The 15,721-nt window shown below is 67.6% G+C and carries 17 protein-coding genes and 3 pseudogenes; 15 read left to right on the forward strand and 5 right to left on the reverse strand.

Translation table 11 applies throughout. The features are described from left to right. Positions 1-12: 12 nt before the first annotated feature. The gene (locus tag ACIRP2_RS36870; RefSeq protein WP_404258139.1) at positions 13-1,275 is read left to right on the forward strand and encodes an MFS transporter; all 1,263 of its coding nucleotides are present in this window, start codon (positions 13-15) and stop codon (positions 1,273-1,275) included. A 134-nt stretch (positions 1,276-1,409) separates the two neighbouring features. Here the strand turns inward: ACIRP2_RS36870 and ACIRP2_RS36875 are convergent, their stop codons facing one another. Beyond that, positions 1,410-1,583 (reverse strand): hypothetical protein, encoded by a 174-nt coding sequence (locus ACIRP2_RS36875; RefSeq protein ID WP_404258140.1) that lies wholly within the window; start codon positions 1,581-1,583, stop codon positions 1,410-1,412. 260 nt (positions 1,584-1,843) lie between these two features. On the opposite strand from ACIRP2_RS36875, the pseudogene ACIRP2_RS36880 reads away from it, so the two are divergent. Together ACIRP2_RS36880 and ACIRP2_RS36885 are read left to right on the forward strand one after the other, a co-directional pair. Further along, a pseudogene (locus ACIRP2_RS36880) lies at positions 1,844-2,116 on the forward strand (DUF4158 domain-containing protein); the annotation flags it as partial. Positions 2,117-2,248: 132 nt separating this feature from the next. Continuing rightward, positions 2,249-2,608 (forward strand): annotated as a pseudogene (locus ACIRP2_RS36885) (transposase); the annotation flags it as partial. Between the two features lie 29 nt (positions 2,609-2,637). On the opposite strand, the gene ACIRP2_RS36890 reads toward ACIRP2_RS36885, so the two are convergent. The 3 genes from ACIRP2_RS36890 to ACIRP2_RS36900 all read right to left on the reverse strand — a co-directional run bounded on the left by ACIRP2_RS36890 (position 2,638) and on the right by ACIRP2_RS36900 (position 4,775). After that, the gene (locus ACIRP2_RS36890) at positions 2,638-3,363 is read right to left on the reverse strand and encodes a hypothetical protein (RefSeq protein ID WP_404258141.1); all 726 of its coding nucleotides are present in this window, start codon (positions 3,361-3,363) and stop codon (positions 2,638-2,640) included. 53 nt (positions 3,364-3,416) lie between these two features. Next, a protein-coding gene (locus ACIRP2_RS36895; RefSeq protein WP_404258142.1) for an IS5 family transposase occupies positions 3,417-4,177 on the reverse strand; the annotation gives its coding sequence in 2 pieces (ribosomal slippage) (positions 3,417-3,898 and positions 3,898-4,177; 762 coding nt in all). Further along, positions 4,074-4,775, reverse strand: a complete 702-nt coding sequence (locus ACIRP2_RS36900) for a class I SAM-dependent DNA methyltransferase (protein ID WP_404258143.1) — start codon at positions 4,773-4,775, stop codon at positions 4,074-4,076. The genes ACIRP2_RS36895 and ACIRP2_RS36900 overlap by 104 nt, the downstream gene beginning before the upstream one ends. Before the next feature lie 514 nt (positions 4,776-5,289). Here ACIRP2_RS36900 and ACIRP2_RS36905 point away from each other — a divergent pair. The 11 genes and pseudogenes from ACIRP2_RS36905 to ACIRP2_RS36955 all read left to right on the forward strand — a co-directional run bounded on the left by ACIRP2_RS36905 (position 5,290) and on the right by ACIRP2_RS36955 (position 13,256). Continuing rightward, positions 5,290-5,556, forward strand: a complete 267-nt coding sequence (locus ACIRP2_RS36905) for a multiprotein-bridging factor 1 family protein (protein WP_404258144.1) — start codon at positions 5,290-5,292, stop codon at positions 5,554-5,556. A 68-nt stretch (positions 5,557-5,624) separates the two neighbouring features. Further along, positions 5,625-5,756 carry a hypothetical protein gene (locus ACIRP2_RS36910; protein WP_404258145.1) on the forward strand — a complete coding sequence of 44 codons (132 nt, stop codon included), beginning with the start codon at positions 5,625-5,627 and terminating at the stop codon, positions 5,754-5,756. Positions 5,757-6,210: 454 nt separating this feature from the next. After that, complete coding sequence (locus ACIRP2_RS36915; protein WP_404258146.1) at positions 6,211-7,233, forward strand: tyrosine-type recombinase/integrase; 1,023 nt, start codon at positions 6,211-6,213, stop codon at positions 7,231-7,233. A gap of 342 nt (positions 7,234-7,575) precedes the next feature. Next, positions 7,576-7,953: a hypothetical protein gene (locus ACIRP2_RS36920; RefSeq protein ID WP_404258147.1), complete on the forward strand. Its 378-nt coding sequence runs from the start codon at positions 7,576-7,578 to the stop codon at positions 7,951-7,953. 291 nt (positions 7,954-8,244) lie between these two features. Further along, entirely contained in the window at positions 8,245-8,721 is a 477-nt protein-coding gene (locus tag ACIRP2_RS36925) for a hypothetical protein (RefSeq protein WP_404258148.1), read from the forward strand. A 56-nt stretch (positions 8,722-8,777) separates the two neighbouring features. Further along, positions 8,778-8,957 carry a hypothetical protein gene (locus ACIRP2_RS36930; RefSeq protein ID WP_404258149.1) on the forward strand — a complete coding sequence of 60 codons (180 nt, stop codon included), beginning with the start codon at positions 8,778-8,780 and terminating at the stop codon, positions 8,955-8,957. Positions 8,958-9,287: 330 nt separating this feature from the next. After that, positions 9,288-10,381, forward strand: a pseudogene (locus ACIRP2_RS36935) (Tn3 family transposase). A gap of 33 nt (positions 10,382-10,414) precedes the next feature. After that, positions 10,415-10,561, forward strand: a complete 147-nt coding sequence (locus tag ACIRP2_RS36940) for a hypothetical protein (RefSeq protein WP_404258150.1) — start codon at positions 10,415-10,417, stop codon at positions 10,559-10,561. A gap of 60 nt (positions 10,562-10,621) precedes the next feature. Next, complete coding sequence (locus ACIRP2_RS36945) at positions 10,622-11,278, forward strand: TetR/AcrR family transcriptional regulator (protein WP_404258151.1); 657 nt, start codon at positions 10,622-10,624, stop codon at positions 11,276-11,278. After that, complete coding sequence (locus ACIRP2_RS36950; RefSeq protein ID WP_404258152.1) at positions 11,275-12,702, forward strand: MFS transporter; 1,428 nt, start codon at positions 11,275-11,277, stop codon at positions 12,700-12,702. Before ACIRP2_RS36945 ends, ACIRP2_RS36950 begins: the two co-directional genes overlap by 4 nt. After that, positions 12,645-13,256, forward strand: coding sequence for a recombinase family protein (locus ACIRP2_RS36955; protein WP_404258153.1), 612 nt, complete (start codon positions 12,645-12,647; stop codon positions 13,254-13,256). The genes ACIRP2_RS36950 and ACIRP2_RS36955 overlap by 58 nt, the downstream gene beginning before the upstream one ends. A 141-nt stretch (positions 13,257-13,397) precedes the next feature. Here ACIRP2_RS36955 and ACIRP2_RS36960 read toward each other — a convergent pair whose 3' ends face one another. Then, positions 13,398-14,033: a DUF7003 family protein gene (locus tag ACIRP2_RS36960; RefSeq protein WP_404258154.1), complete on the reverse strand. Its 636-nt coding sequence runs from the start codon at positions 14,031-14,033 to the stop codon at positions 13,398-13,400. Between the two features lie 178 nt (positions 14,034-14,211). Here ACIRP2_RS36960 and ACIRP2_RS36965 point away from each other — a divergent pair. Further along, positions 14,212-15,721, forward strand: a 1,510-nt coding sequence (locus tag ACIRP2_RS36965) for a WD40 repeat domain-containing protein (RefSeq protein ID WP_404258155.1), incomplete at its 3' end; no start/stop codon positions are given.

The raw sequence follows: 15,721 nt of genomic DNA on the forward strand, positions 1-15,721 counted from the left end.
ATGAACCGTCGGATGACCCTGATCCTGGCCATGACCTGTGCGGTGGCCGTGGGCAACATTTACTTCCCGCAGGCGATCATCCCGCTGGTTGCCGCAGGGTTGCATGCTTCACCCGATGAAGCCTCTCTGGTCGTGACCGCCACCCAGGTCGGTTACACGGCCGGAATGTTTCTGCTGGTGCCCCTCGGTGACCGGCTCCCACACCGCTCCTTCCTTGTCACACTGCTCGCCCTGACGGGCCTGGGCCTGCTCGCCGCGGGATGCGCCCCGAGCCTGCCGTTCCTCATCGTCGCCAGCGCCCTCATCGGCATCACCACCGTGGCCGCTCAGGTCGTCGGCCCGCTGGCAGCCGGACTGGTGGCCGCCGACCGCCGCGGAGCGGTGATCGGCACCCTGCTAAGCGGCTCGATCGGCGGCATGCTGCTCGCCCGGGCCTTCAGCGGTTCGCTGGGCGAATGGCTGGGATGGCGAGTGCCCTACCTGGCGACCGCGGCCCTGACCCTGCTGCTCGCCGGCATTCTGGCCCTCACCGTGCCCGTCGCAACCCCGTCCTCACGTCAGCCGTATCCAGCGCTCCTGGCCGAGTCACTGCGCCTGCTGCGCACCGAGCCGGACCTGCGTCGCTCCTGCTTCTACCAGGCGATGGTCTTCGCCGGATTCTCGGCCGTGTGGACGTGCCTGGCGCTCCTCCTCAACGGTCCGGTCTATGGCATGGGTGCCCAGGCCGTAGGACTGCTCGCCCTGGTCGGCGGCGCAACCATGCTCTGCACCCCGCTCGCCGGACGCCTGGTGGACCGCCACGGCCCGGACCCGGTGAACCTCGTCTCCATGCTCGCGGTCCTCGTCTCAGCCGCAGTCCTGGCTGCTGGCGCCTTGGGCGACGTACCCGGGCTGACCGCTCTGGTCGTCGGAACGCTGCTGCTCGACATCGCGATGCAGTCCGGCATGGTCGCAAACCAGGCCCGGGTCTACGCACTGCGTCCCGACGCCCGCAGCAGGCTCAACACCGCCTATATGACCTGTGCCTACCTGGGTGGCAGCGCGGGTTCCTGGCTCGGCGTACGCGTCTACAGCCAGGCCGGGTGGCGCGGCGTGTGCGCGCTCGTGGTGCTGCTCGCTGCACTGGCCCTGGCCCGCCACCTCGTGGCGCTGTCCATGTCTTCGTCACCCTCGCAAAGTAAATCCGCGAACTCACCCTCACCCGGGGTGACGTCCAAGATCACGACGTCCGAGATCACGACCACGCCCACGCCGTCGCAGAACAGGAAAGCCTGACACAGCCTGCCATTCGGTCCATCTCGTCCTCCATCGTCGCCGCGGTGGGCCGCGACCACCGCGGGTGTACGCCCCGCCGCCTCCGTCACTGTTTAGCTCCCCCGGAGCCGTGACTCACGGGCCGCCGTCCACCCTCATGCTGGGGCCGGGGTGATCTCTCCCTGCGGGCTGCGCGGGCCCGGCACCGTCACCGCCATGGCGGTCGGGTCCAGGTCCAGACGGCTGTTCATGTCCAGCTCGAAGCGGCCGTAGGGGTTCACATGCGTCCAGAACGGCCCTGTTCTCCCGAAGCTACGGCGAAGTGACAAGTAGCTCTCTGTAGCGGACCTGAGGTGTGCTTGTCAGCGTTTTTGATCTCCTGGGCTCATCGGGGGCCGTGCTCGGCGAGGTCGGTCCGGTCATGGCGACCGGAGGGAACGCGGCGTGCGGCAGGAGTGGGAGCCGGAGGACCTAATCGAGGTCTGGACGCTGCTGGAGGAGGACCAGGAGCGGCTACGGAACAAGTCGGCGGCCAACCGGTTGGGGTTAGCGCTGTTGCTGAAGTTCTTCGAGGTGGAGGCCCGGTCTCCCGGAGGATGCCGAGGAGATCCCGGCGCCGGCGGTGTCGTACGTCGCCCGGCAGGTGAAGGTGCCCGCGGAGGAGTGGGCCGCGTACGACTGGTCGGGGCGAGCGATCAAGCCGTACCGGATGGAGATCCGGGGCGCGTTCGGCCTCCGTGAGTGCACCGAGGAGGACCAGGCCCAGCTCGCCGAGTGGCTGGCGGTCGAGCTGTGCGGAGTGGAGCTGAACCGGGACCGGCTCACGGAGGCCGTGGTGGCCCGCTGCCGCAAGGACCGGCTGGAGCCGCCGGCCCCGCTCATCCGGCCCGCGCTGGAAGCGGGAAGGATGGTGTTCAGCGAGTGGCCGCTCGGTGCCAACCTCGCGCAGGCCGAAGAGCTGGCCGACCTCGCGCAGCGCAGGCGTGTGCTCACGGCTGTCGGCCTGCAGGCCCGGTCGGCTCCGCCGCTTCGGTACCTGCGGGACCTGGTCGCCGACGGCTACATGGGGCGGGTGCTGTCGACCAGCATGCTCGGGTCGAGCTGGATCGGCGGCGCCACCTACGACGACGCGGGCAAGAAGGTCAACGGCCGCAAGTGGTACCTGGTCGTGGACACCAAGGGCCTGCCGCTGTTCGTCATGGTCGCCTCAGCCGACATGACCGACCGCAACGCGGCCAACGAAGTGCTGTTCCGGCTGCGGCTGATGCACCCCGAGATCACCATCGTCTGGGCCGACTCCGCCTATGCCGGACAGCTCGTGACCTGGGCGAAGACTTACCTGAACCTGACGATTAACTGATCGTTTCAGAATGTCGGGCCTGGTCAGAAGGGGCCCAGGACTGGGCTACTCGTCGGTCTCGCGAGTTTGAGCACTTCAGCCCAGACGTCGCCACCCTTCGCCCAATCCCACAACCATTCCCGAAGTGACCAAGTGGCGTGCCGGAGGCCGTGATGGGGATCCTCGCCCCAGCTTGGAACCCAGCCGTCCGCGTCGTAGAGGAGCACGGGGTTTTCTGCGGCTAGCAGCGAGACGTGCCACTCCATCGTGCAGCCGCCCGACGTCAGGTACAGCCACGACGCTGGAAGTCCCGCCGCGCGGTTGCGTGCGTGTCTGTCGACCGAGCAGGGCCAGTCGGCCAAGTGTCCTGGTGCACGCTGGCCCGCCGTCAGAGAGGCCAGCCCGCCACCGGGTCCGAAGCCGCCGTTGCCCACCTCGGTGTAGATCCGGCGGAGGAGTTCCGGCAGCCGACGCCCGACGGCGTGCTCTGCAGCCTCGACCGCTCCTGGCGTGACCGGCGGGAACATCGGCTCGCGCGGAGCGTCTGCGAAGTAGCCCGCCACCTGCTCAGTTTGCGCCTTGAGTTCGATCGTTCCGTTGCTGTTGCAGGAGATGACTTGTTCCTGAACCTGCTCCAGATGCTCCGGCCCGAAGCGTTCTTCGATCCACGCTAGGGGGACATCCGCTGTGTCGAACCGCAGGCCCGGGTCCCATGCGCGGGCCCGTAGCTTGTCGATCAGCACGTCGTCGCTCTCGGCAGCGTAGGGCACGGCGTGATGTTTCGGGTCAAGCGGCTGGGAGGGGGACATCATAGGCCGGGAGCTTACTGTTGGGGGCCGACAGGTCTGCGAAGACGTCGCAGACAAATGATCGAGCAGGCAAGTTCGAGCAAGCCCTGGTGAAGGTCGGCCCGCCGTTCATAGCGGATCCGCAAGCGCTTGAACTGGTGCAGCCAGGCGAAGGTCCGCTCGACGACCCAGCGAACCTTACCGAGTCCGGATCCGTGGGCGACGCCGCGGCGGGCGACCACCGGTTTGATGTCGCGTTTCCACAGCAGGCGGCGGTACTTGTCGAAGTCGTAGCCTCGGTCGGCGTACAGGTGACGGGGCTTGCCGCGTGGGCGTCCGCGCAGGCCCCGGATCGACGGGATGGCGTCCAGCAGCGGCAGGAGCTGGGTGATGTCGTGGCGGTTGTCACCGATGAGGGTGACGGCGAGCGGGGTTCCGTGGCGGTCGACGATCAGGTGGTGCTTGGAGCCGGGGCGGGCGCGGTCGACGGGTGAAGGACCGACGTGATCCCCCCTTTGAGGGCCCGGATGTGCGAGCCGTCCACGGCGCTGTCGTCCAGGTCCAACAGGTCGGCGCGGCGCAACTCGCTGAGCAGGGCGGCGTGCAAACGGGGCCAGACGCCGGCCTCGGTCCAGTCCCGCAGCCGGCGCCAGGCCGTCACGCCGGAGCAGCCCACCGTCTCCGCGGGGACGTCACGCCAGGTGATACCGGTCCGCAGCACGTACAGGACACCGGCGAGTGCCGTTCGGTCGGGAACACACAAGACGCAGAACGGCCCAGCCACCCCAGCCGACATTGGACTCGACGGCCTGCCGGGTTCCAGGCAGGGCAGTGACGACGTCTGCCGCAGGGAGATGCAGCGGACCGGCCTCGCCAAGTTGGTTGATCCACAGCAACACGCCGCCAGGAGCCAGTACACGGGCGGTCTCGGTGGGAAACAACAGCATGTCGATCGCGGCGACGGCCGCGACCTGGCCATCGGCCGACGGGAGGGCGGTGGCATCGGCACGCACACGTGCTGGTGAGCGTCCGGCAGCTTGACGCAACATCTGCTCGGACAGATCCACGCTGATCACGCACGGGAACATGCTGCGGAGCAGTTGGGTGAACAGGCCAGTTCCGGATCCGAGTTCCAGACAAACGCCCTCAGAAAAAGGGCCGCCGCGGTCCAAGGCATCGCGCAGAGGTCCGTCTCGGCCGGTGGCTCGGGTGGTGTCCCACTCGGCGGCGAGCTGATCGAACTGAGCGGCGATGAAACGGGCCGTCTCGCCGTCCCAGGAACGGCGACCAGCAGCCAGGTCACAGGCAAAGGAGCGGAAGACGTCAGCCGTCCCCGTCGGCGGGATCGGCTTGCTATCGGGACTGGGCCAAATGCGGGGCAACGAGGCAGGCACGGGCTCACCTCAGGACTGATCCGTCCAAGGACGGATCAGTCCTGAGGTGGACAAACAAGCTACGCCCCAGGGTGGAGGTAGAGGCTCAGTCCAACGCGCTCCAAAGGCAGCACCCGCGGCTGGCTGTCCTTCGTTCGTGGCCACGAAGTGCCGTCCTCTCATCGAGATTCACGACGCGATTGATCACCGAGGGCCTCCGGAACCTACCGACAATCGCTGTCCTTAGAGATGAACGAAGCCACCGATCACCAGGACATGTGCCGGAATGAGTTCGGGCCGCTCGTGATCCACCGGAACCGCAGAGCCGGGGGAAATCTCCAGTAGTCCTCAAAGCAGTGCGGTGGCGGGTGCACGCACATCCGCAGGCGCCGGAAATAGTCCGCTTCCAGCCGGTTGCAAGATGCGCACAGCAGCCCTTCTCCGAACTAGCGGCGCGATAGAACTCGTTGGGACCGGATGGCACCGGCTCAGTCCGTCGAGAACGCCAGCGTTCGTGATGCGGAATGCTTTGGGCATGAGCGAAGAATCCGAGCGGCTGGCGAAGGCTCTCATCGAGTTCCGGGAAGCCGAGGGCATCTCCGTGAGGGAGCTCGCGCATCGCACCCAGTTGAGCCAGGCGACCATCAGGCTCCACGAGAGCGATCGCGGACGCCCGCCCGTCCCGATCGCAGCCCGTCGTTTCGAGGAAGTACTCGGCTGGGCACCAGGCAGTATCCCGACCGATTCGAGCGAGACGACGGACTTCGAGCTTCCACCGGACTCCGGCGCTGGCACTGGGTAGTCCGAGAGACCAGGTGGTCAGAGGGTGCTGGACCGCCCGGCGATCTGACCGAAGGTGGGCAGGCCCAGGTGGATCACCAAGGGTTTGAGTGCGGCATCGAGTTGGGCCAGCTTCTCCTCGGCGCCAGACAGGCTGATCTCCAGGCCCTCGACCTCTCCGAGCCAGCCTTCGCGCTGAGCTTCGGCGATCCGATCGAGTAGGTTGTCGCGGATCTCGATCAGACAGTCTCGTTGGGACGGCTCGGGCCGGAGGAGCGAACACCGGACGTCCCGTTGACCGAACTAGCTTGGGCTCCCTTCGAAGTCACCTCATAGTGACGGCAAGGAGGTTGTGGCTCCTGTTGGCGGGTGGCGGTGACTGCGCGTGTGGTGGTGGATCTGGTTTCATCGCGTGTCGTCCAGCAGGTCGGTCCGTGGAGGAATGGATGCCAGAGCACAGCGTGACGGTCCGGAACGTGGCGACGCTGAAGGTGGCGAGGGTCGGCCGCGTCGAGAAGACCGATGACGCTCTGCGGCCGTTACGGCTCGTAGACGCCGATGGCACCGAGGTGGCGGCGGTCAGTGAATTCCTGCATCACATGCTCGCCGACGACGCGAGTCCTCGCTGCGGTCCTACGCCTATGAGCTGTTGGCATGGGTCCGGTTCTTGCGCGCCGTGGACGTCCCCTGGCATCTGGCGAGCCGCGTCGAGGACCGTGACTTCGCACTGTGGCTGAAGACCACGAAGAAGCCGCCCCGGCGGCGCCGTCCCGACGCACCCGCCCCGGGCTCGGTGAACCCGGTCACGGGGAAGGCCACGCCCGGCGAGAACTATTCCGCTCGGACCAGATGGCACGCTCGCGCGGTGATCCGCTCGTTTTGCGAGTACCACCGCGAGACCCACGGCCGACCGCTGATCAACCCGTTCCCGCAGGGCGGAGCTGCCGACGAGGGGAGTCCGAACGGGCATCACAATCCGATGCAGCCGTTCCGGCAGCCCTCGCGCCGGGGCACCTATCAGCCCAAGGAGCCCAAGCCGACCCCGAGGATCATTCCTGAGCAGGCATTCAACGACCTGTTCGCCGGGTTGAAGTACAACCGGGACAGGGCTCTGATCGCGTTCTACATCTCCACCGGCGCCCGCGCCTCTGAACTGCTCGGCGTCCCGCAGGGCCTGGTCGCTCCCGGGGACCAGACGATCGGCGTGGTCCGCAAGGGCAACCAGGTCCTGCAGCACCTTCCCGCCTCCGCCGACGCGTTCGTGTGGCTTCGGCTCTACCAGCAAGAACTGCGCGACGTGGTCCCCAAGCACCCGTCTGAACCGCTGTGGTGGACGCTGCGACGGCCCTTCCGCCCTCTGGAGTACGACGCGGCCCGGATGGTCTTCACCCGTGCCAACCAGCTGCTCGGCGCGAACTGGACCCTGCACGACCTGAGGCACAGCGCGGCCAAGAGGATGGTCCGCGATCCGAACCTGACCCTCGCCGACGTGCAGTGGGTCATGGGACATGCCCACATCACCACCACGGAAATTTACATCGCTCCCACGCCCGACGAGGTCGTCGCCCACGTCCTGGCCCACCATGAACGACAGCGCGCCGAGCAGGCCACGCCGCCGGCCCCGCCAGCGCCGGGTTACCGCCCCGAGGTGTTGGCAACGCTGTTCGGCACCTCGGCTGCGGGCGGCGAAAACCGGTGAGCCCGACCGCGAACGTCGACGTCGCCAGGGCCGTCGAGCCACATGAGGTAGACAAAGCGCTGGAGTGGGAACCGCGAGTCGGCGAAGCGAGCTGGTGGCAGACCCGTCAGAGCCGGGAGCGCCTGGTCGAGCGGCTGCTGGGACTGTTCACCGACCTCGGTGCGGGCCTGACCCGCGACAAGACCCGGCGGCGGGGCCTGGGTAAGCTGCTGGACTGGCTCGAAGGCCAACCCGGAGAGACCTGGCAGGATCGCTGGATGGCCAGCGGGGCGGACGACGTTGGCTCCGAGTGGACCGATCTGCCCCTCCAGGGACGCGGCACACCCAAGACCCACTGGCGCGATGAACTGGCCACGGGCCTGGTGCTCCTGGTCGCCGGGCAGGCGATCCGCCCACGCCGAGCGCATCGCCCGCATGGAACGCACCGAACTCCGCGAGGGCGACACCTTGAGCTTCTCCGCCGCTCTCACCGCCACTGCTACTGCCCCGGTTCACGTGATGTTCGTGATCGCCACCACACGGCAGAACGGCCAGCCGCGGGAGAAGGCGTCCTTCCTGCGCCGTGCCACAGCCGAAGCTGGTCAGGAACTGCGGCTCACCAAGGCCCTCTCCCTGCACTCGACCGCACGATGGAAGGTCTCACCGGGCTCCTACTCCCTCGCCCTCCAAGTCAACGGCCGCCGCTTCCCGTCCGTCGCCTTCACCGTCCTCAATATCTGACACCCTCCCGCCGGTCCAGCTCTGAGCACCCGCCGCACGGCTGCCGCTGCGGCACGGCCCGTGCTGCCCGCAACCCCCTGAAGGAGTGAACCGCCCTGATCGAACGAGTTTGAGCCGCGAGACGGTAGAGCACCTCCTGAGACAGCGGACCTGTCTGCCGCGGACCGGTAACTCTTCGCGACACCGGACGGCTATGTCGCCGATCCAGGTCGCGCCAACCGCGGACCTCACGCTTGACGACGAGGCGCGGGGTGAGGGTTACGTCAGACGTGAGCGCTAGCGTGCGTGGCTATGGCTGACATCTTTGAACTCATGCTCACGCTGGACCTGCGCGATGAATTGTCGGAGGAGGAGCTCGCCGAGCTCCAGTGGCACCTCGGGCTGGGCCCTCAGCCGAAGGTCTTCCGAATCGTGACCGATTTTCCGTTTGTGGTGGAGGGTGATCACGGGGAGCTCATTGTCGAGGACCATCCTGAGCCTCTTCTGGGCGACCACGGCGAGGCGTTCAAGGTGGACGGTGCGCTTGTCTCGGTCCTGTTGCGCAAGCAGGAAACCCGGCGTAGCGCCTGGGCTCTGACCAGTCGGCAGGAGATCCACCCCGATGACTTCGAGCGCACTGGCAAACTGCTCACCTGGCTTGCGAACAAGGCAGGCGATTTTCACCGACGCCCCGATGGCAGCGTCCACCTGGGATGGACCCGGTTCTATGAAGAGCTTCAGCCCGAGCTGCTAGTGGTGCGTGACGGCATAGTCATCTGGCCGTCGTAGCTGGGTCTTTCCTTTGCCAGTTGGGGGTGACTCCTTTCCGGGCAAGGCGCCCGGTCATGAGGATGATGGCGACCCAGGTGATCAGCGTCTCGGAATGCTGGATGAGCCTCGATGCACGCCCCGACCAGCACGGAAGCGATACGCCTGTCGGCCTGCCAGCCGATGCCGAACCCGGCACCGTCGACAAGGTCGATCGCGGGCTCCCGGTGACGGTGCGCGGTGCCCGACTGGGCTGACGTGTACGAGGCGCCGGTGGTGCTCTGCCGCGCGCGGGCACGATCCCGCCGGGCGTGGCTCTTGCGCCCCTTCTGGTTCTTCGGACCAGCTCACTCATTTCAGCGCGGCACGGCCCCAAGACCCGGCGCGCACAATGAGCAGCGTACGGCCAAGGCATTCGTCGAAGACGACAGTGAAACGCGTGCGCTGGCACGCTGCCGGGGTCCGGCGAGCTGACCAGGTCCCAAAGGACCCTGGCACCTTTGCCGCAATGCCCCTCCGGTCATGGGCCGGAGAAGCGGGCTTGGGCCTACGGGGGCTTGTAGGAATCCTTGAAGAAAACCCAGAGAGTGGATCTTCCGCCAGGCGTACAAGAACGCCGACTTCGACACCGGCTTCACCGACGAGTTCGCCTCGGTCGCCGCGGACGAGCGCATCGACCGCGACGTCCTGCAACGGCACCTCCTCTTGTCCCTGTTCGCCCTTGGCACGAACATGGGCATCCGGGCCATCGTGGCGACCGGGAGCACGGCGAGAGTGAGGCGGCGCTACGGCACGTACGTCGGCACTTCGTCACCGTCGACAACCTGCGGGCCGCCGCGCGCAAGCTGGTGAACGCCACCTTCGCGGCCCGGGACACCGCATGGTGGGGCACCGGCACCTCGTGCGCATCGGACTCGAAGAAGTTCGGGTCCTGGTCCTCGAACCTCATGACCGAGTACCACGGCGGCAACGGCGTGGTGATCTATTGGCATGTGGAGCGGAAGAACGTCTGCATCTACTCCCAGCTCAAGAGCTGTTCGTCGTCCGAGGTCGCGGCGATGATCGAGGGCTTGCTGAGGCACTGCACGGACACCGAGATCGAGTCGAACTACGTCGACACCCACGGCGCGAGCGTGGTCGGGTTCGCCTTCACCGAGCTACTCAGATTCCGCCTGCTGCCGCGGCTGAAGAACATCGACAGTATCCGTATGTACCGCCCGGACGACGCGCCGCCCGGCTGGCCGGCGCTCGGCGGCTCGCTGACGACCCGGGCCATCAAGTGGGACCTGATCGCCCAGCAGTACGACCAGATGGTCAAGTACGCCACCGCCCTGCCCCTGGGCACCACCGAGGCCGAACAGGTCCTGCGCCGCTTCACCCGCGGCGGCCCCAAACACCCCGTCTACGCCGCGCTCGAAGAACTCGGCCGCGCGGTGCGCACCATCTTCGCGTGTGACTACCTCGCCAGCCCGGACTGCGCCGCGAGATCCACGGCGGGCTCCAGGTCGTGGAGAACTGGAACAGCGCGAACACCGTGCTCCACTACGGCAAGGACGGCGCCCTGACCGGCCCGGACAAGGAGCACGCCGAGACCTCGATGCTCGCCCTGCACCTACTCCAGTCCGCGCTCGTGCACGTCAACACGCTGCTGCTTCAACGGGTTCTTGCCGAGCCGGCCTGAGCGAAGAAGCTGACGGACGAGGACCGGCGCGGCTTGGCCGCACTGTTCTGGTCGAACATCAACCCGTACGGCACCTTCCGCCTGGACATGGATAAACGGCTCGACCTTTCGGGCGTGACCATCCCCGGTCCGCGGGCCGTCGTGAGCGAGCGAGCTGAGTCGAATACCGCCACCCACTGAGGAACACGATCACGCACAAGACGAGTAGACAGTGTCTACGGCCGATGGTAGACACTGTCTATGCCTGATGAGAGCTCGCTTCGCGAGCGGTTGATCGATGTCGGGGTGGACCTCGTGCTGACCGAGGGCTCCGCGTCCGTGGGCCTGAGGGAAATAGCCCGTCGAGCGGGGGTGTCGCACGGGGCGCCGCGTCGGTACTTCCCCACGCACCACGCGCTGTTGTCGGCTGTCGCCCGTCGCGGCTTCGAGGACCTCGGAGCCCGGTTCGAGGCCGCGGCCGCCGGCACGACCACACCGCGCGGCGAGCTGGAGGCCCTCGCGCGCGTGTACGTCGGGTACGCGTTGGAACGCCGCGGCATGTTCGAGCTCATGTGGCGGCACGACCTGCTCGACAGCACGCCGCAGCCGTCGGACCAACCGCGGCTGCGCGAGTCGACCCTCCCGCTGTTCGGACACATCACCGAACTCGTCGCCCGATGCCGATCGGAGCGGGCTGCCACGCAACGCACCGATGGACCGGACGAGGCCGCACCGCCGCCTGCCGTGGCCGCCGCCGCCCTGTGGTCGAACCTGCACGGCATCGCCCAGCTGTGGGCCTGGGGCAGCCTGCAACTCGCCCTCGGGGCCCCACAGCTGGGCGATGACCCCGGCGACGACCAACGCGACCCGCTCATCACGGCAGTTCTGGACGCCCATCTTGGCCCGGTGACCTCATGACCGCACCCGTACAGCGGCAGCTCGCACTTCTGGTCAGCGTGGCCGGCGCGCAGATCGTCGCACTGGACGGCACCATCCTGCTCGTGGCACAGCCCAGCCTGCAGCGGGATCTCGGCGCGAGCGCGGCGCAGATCCAGTGGACGAGCACCGGCTATCTGGTCGCGGTGGCCGCCTTGCTCGTCATCGCCGGACGCCTCGGGGACCGTTACGGGCATCCGCGCCTGCTGCTCGTCGGCGTCCTCGGCTTTGGGGCCGCCTCCGCCGGGATCGCGCTCGCGCCAACCGTCGGCTGGGTGATCGTCCTGCGCGCGGTGCAGGGCGGGTTCGGCGCGCTCCTGCAGCCTGCGACGCTCGCGCTGCTGCGGCTGGCGTATCCCGCAGACCGGCTCGGCACGCCCATCGCCATCCGCACCAGCGCGATCGCGGTGGCGTCGGCGTCCGGTCCGATCCTCGGCGGTGTACTCGTGGCACATCTGGGCTGGCGCGCCGTGTTCTGGGTCAACGCGCCTGTCACGTTCGTCATCGCCGCTCTCGCCCTCGCCCTGCGCACGCCGACACCGGAGCGAGCCAACTCTTCGCGGCTCAACCTCACCGGTGCGGGCCTGCTCGCGATCGCACTCGCAGTCCTGGTTCACACCCTGGCCAATGTGCCCGCGCGGGGCTGGACGGCACCGCCGACGCTGCTCGAACTCCTCGCCATCATCGGTATCACAGCAGTCCTCGCCTGGCACGAACGCCGCACCACGAACCCGATTGTTCCGCCGGCCGTAGCGCGGTCCGCGCCTGTGACGGCGTCGATGGCAATCCTGCTGGTCACCACCGCCGGCCTGTTCGGCGCGCTGTTCAGGGCCACGTTCTACCTCCAGGACACACTCCGCCTCGACCCGCTCGCCAGCGGTCTGCGCGTCCTTCCACTGACCGCGCTCATGGTCCTCGGCGCACCAGCCGCGGTCGCCGCACTGCGCCGGTACGGTGCGCGCCGCACCGCGATCGCCGGTACAGCCCTCGTTGCGGTCGGTATCGCGGGGCTTTCCCGGCTCGGGCCGACCGGCCCATGGATGGCTATGACCGCAACCTTTGCCGTCATCGGTGCCGGATTCGCCACAGTAATGGTCACCGCCACCGGGACCGTCGTCGGCGACGCGCCGCCCGGGTACGCCGGGGTCGTCGGTGGGCTCAAGCAGACCGCCGTGAACATCGGGCCGACCCTCGGCATAGCCGTCGCGGCCAGCGCAACCGGGTCCGCTCTCTCAACGATGAACCATGCCCTGCTGGTCCTGGCCGCACTCGCCGCACTCGGCCTGCTCCCTGCGTCGCAGCTACCCCGGCGCCCGGCCCACCAGGAAGGACGCGACACGACCTCCGCATGGTCGGCGCAAGGACCAACACCGCAGGCTGCACCCGCTCGACGCACAAACAGTTAAACAACCGTCGTCCATACCCACAAGCTGATCCGGTCACATGCGAGACCGGTCTCAGTGTCGGCAAACGACCGTCGATGCTCATTGGCTACTGCCGCACCTCGACGGCCGACCAGAACCCCGATCACCAGATCGACGCACTTCTCCGCCACGGTGTGGACCGCGACAACATCCATGTCGACGTTGCCAGCGGCGCGGAGGCGTCCCGCGCGAAGCTCGACCTCGTCATGCAGCTGCTACGCGAGGGCGACACGCTGAAGGTCACCCGGCTCGACCGGCTCTCCCGCTCGGTCCTGCACTTGGTGACCCTCGGCGCCGACTTGCGTGAGCGCGGCATCGGGCTGCACGTCATCGAGCAGGGCATCGACACCTCCACCATGGAGGGCCGCGCGATGTTCGGCATGCTGTCTGTACTCACATCTGCGGTTCAAGGAGTGGTTCACGGCCAAGAGCAAGGTTCTCTGCGGCATTCCGTGGCTCGGAGCGCGACTCTCAGGGCTGCCCGAGGTGTGTGGACCACGCGCATCACCCACTTCGGGCTCGCCGACCGCTCGTAGATGACCCCACGTCCGCGCAGCAGATACACCGGAAGGTGATGGAGCCTGGCAACGCTCCACCGCGTTCGCGATGCCCGGGACGCGATCACGCTCAATCGACGCCCGTCGTGCCGCGCTGCGGGCCGAACCCACGGCGACCGGTCACAGAGTTCCGGAGTCCGGCCAGTTGGACCAGTGGGTATTGGGTGAAAGGCTCGGTCGGTAGCGCCCGACGTCACCAGATGCCAGAACTTCCGCGATCTGCTGGTAGGTCTCACTCGTGCTGGGAGGTGTCTCGATATCCTCCGGGTGATGCCATTCCTCCAGTTGTAGAACCTTAGACAGGTCCCCGGGAGCCCTTGACTGCACTTCGGCTTCGTCGGCAAGGATCAGATCCCGGTACTCCGGCACCAGTCTGCGGAAAACGACTTCGAGCGGCTCGCCAGGCTCCGCCTCCGCAGCCAGCGTTCGGCCCCTGACAACCATGGGAATACCGCCTGCGTAGGCCTCCTGGTCGTCGATCTCCTCCATGTTCTCGACGCGATAGTGGAAGCTCTCGTTCTCCCAACCCGGTTCACCAATGATCAGGCAATTCCCATAGGTGCCCACTACATTGACGAGGTTGCCCATGCGCGGGTTGTATCCGACGGTCTCGATGATCAGGGCCCAGCGCCCCGGGTCATGGTAGAGGTGCATCCGCACATCCACTGCGTAGAAGTAACCGTTGTCGGGATGAGGGAGCTTGAACTCGGCGGCGAATTTGTCCAGCTGGGTGAGAATATCGTTCGCTTCGATCACGTCGCGGACGCTACCAGGACTGACTGGCTGTGGAGCTTGCCTCACTTCGTTTGGAGGAGGCCCTCGACGTCCGCGGTGACTTCCCGCGGCAAAATGGCGCTCCGGCCGGAGGTGTGGTGGGCGGCAAGCGCGGCGAGGTAGCCGGGGTGTGTCAGTGGAGGGTGGTTGCATGTGGGTCATGTCTGATGATCTGCGTGGTGACGGTGATGACTCCGGGCTTGTGGGTGTGGATGGGTGTTTGGCGGATCCAGGGTTCTTGGTGAACGCCGAGCCGGGGGAGGTATCGGGGCTGATGTGTACCGAGTCGGGGCCTGCGAGACGATCGGTGCAGCTGGTGTGCCGGGTGTTGGCATGTCTACACCGGGATGCCGGGGCGGGGGTGCGGCGGCAGTTGCTGGCGTTGGATGCGGCCAGATATGGGGAGCGGGAGCTGTCGGCGCGGATCACCGCTGTCCCGGTCAAGGACGAACCTGCGGCTCGGTGGGAGGTGCAGTGGGCCACAGGCGGCATGGTCGACCGCCACATCTCGCAGCCTCTGTCCGGTCACACAGACTCGGTGAATGGCGTGGCGACGGGGGTGTTGGCGGGCCGTCCGGTCGCCGTCACCGGCAGCGACGACGGGTCGGTGCGGGTGTGGGACCTGGCTACCGGCCAGGCGGTCGGTGAACCCCTCACCGGCCACACGGACATGGTGTTGGCGGTGGCGACGGCCGTGGTGGAGGAACGCCAAATTGCCGTTACTGGCAGCGACGACGGGACAGTGCGGGTGTGGGACGTGGCCACCGGCCAGGCGGTCGGTGAACCCCTCACCGGCCACACCGGTTCGGTGGTGGCGGTGGCAACGGGAGCGGCGGACGGCTGCCCGGTCGCCGTCACCGGCAGCAGCGACAAAACGGTGCGGGTGTGGGATCTGACCACCCGCCGGCCGCTCGGTGAACCCCTCACCGGCCACACCGACACGGTGTTGGCGGTGGCGACGGCGGTAGTGGACGGCCGTCCGGTTGCCGTCACCGGCAGCGATGACCACAAGGCGCGGGTGTGGGAGTGGGCCATTGGCCCGGTCGGCAGCCCCCTCACCGGCCACACCAGCGAGGTGAATGCGACGGCGACAGCGGTGGTGGACGGCCGCCCGGTCGCCGTCACAGGCAGCTGGGACGGGTCGGTGCGAGTGTGGGACCTGGCCACGAGCCAACAGATCGGCGAGCCCTTCGCCGGCCACACCGAAGCGGTGGTGGCGGTGGCGACGGGCATGGTGGATAGCCGTTCGGTTGCCGTCACCGGCAGCAATGACCACACGGCGCGTGTATGGGACCTCGCCACCGGCCGGCCCGTAGGCAAACCCCTCAGCGGCCACACCAAAGCGGTGGTGACGGTGGCGACGGCAGTGGTGGACGGCCGTCCGGTCGCCGTCACCGGCAGCTGGGACGGATCGGTGCGAGTGTGGGACCTGGCCACGAGCCAACAGATCGGCGAGCCCTTCACCAGCCACACCGAAGCGGTGGTGGCGGTGGCGACGACGATGATGGGCGGCCGTCCGGTCGCCGTCACCGGCAGCTGGGACGGATCGGTGCGAGTGTGGGACCTGGCCACCGGCCAACAGATCGGCGAGCCCTTCACCAGCCACACCGAAGCGGTGGTGGCGGTGGCGACGACGATGATGGGCGGCCGTCCGGTCGCCGTCACCGGCA

Origin of the sequence: Streptomyces sp. NPDC101194, assembly GCF_044767885.1 — a bacterium.
Lineage (GTDB): Bacteria > Actinomycetota > Actinomycetes > Streptomycetales > Streptomycetaceae > Streptomyces.

What these genes read in the sequence shown, in the direction of transcription:
- ACIRP2_RS36925 (WP_404258148.1), top strand. Translation starts at nt 8,245, where the DNA reads ATGGCTGACATCTTTGAACTCATGCTCACGCTGGACCTGCGCGATGAA.
- ACIRP2_RS36920 (WP_404258147.1), top strand. Translation starts at nt 7,576, where the DNA reads ATGAACTGGCCACGGGCCTGGTGCTCCTGGTCGCCGGGCAGGCGATCC.
- ACIRP2_RS36870 (WP_404258139.1), top strand. Translation starts at nt 13, where the DNA reads ATGACCCTGATCCTGGCCATGACCTGTGCGGTGGCCGTGGGCAACATT.
- ACIRP2_RS36930 (WP_404258149.1), top strand. Translation starts at nt 8,778, where the DNA reads ATGAGGATGATGGCGACCCAGGTGATCAGCGTCTCGGAATGCTGGATG.
- ACIRP2_RS36945 (WP_404258151.1), top strand. Translation starts at nt 10,622, where the DNA reads ATGCCTGATGAGAGCTCGCTTCGCGAGCGGTTGATCGATGTCGGGGTG.
- ACIRP2_RS36905 (WP_404258144.1), top strand. Translation starts at nt 5,290, where the DNA reads ATGAGCGAAGAATCCGAGCGGCTGGCGAAGGCTCTCATCGAGTTCCGG.
- ACIRP2_RS36955 (WP_404258153.1), top strand. Translation starts at nt 12,645, where the DNA reads ATGGTCGGCGCAAGGACCAACACCGCAGGCTGCACCCGCTCGACGCAC.
- ACIRP2_RS36950 (WP_404258152.1), top strand. Translation starts at nt 11,275, where the DNA reads ATGACCGCACCCGTACAGCGGCAGCTCGCACTTCTGGTCAGCGTGGCC.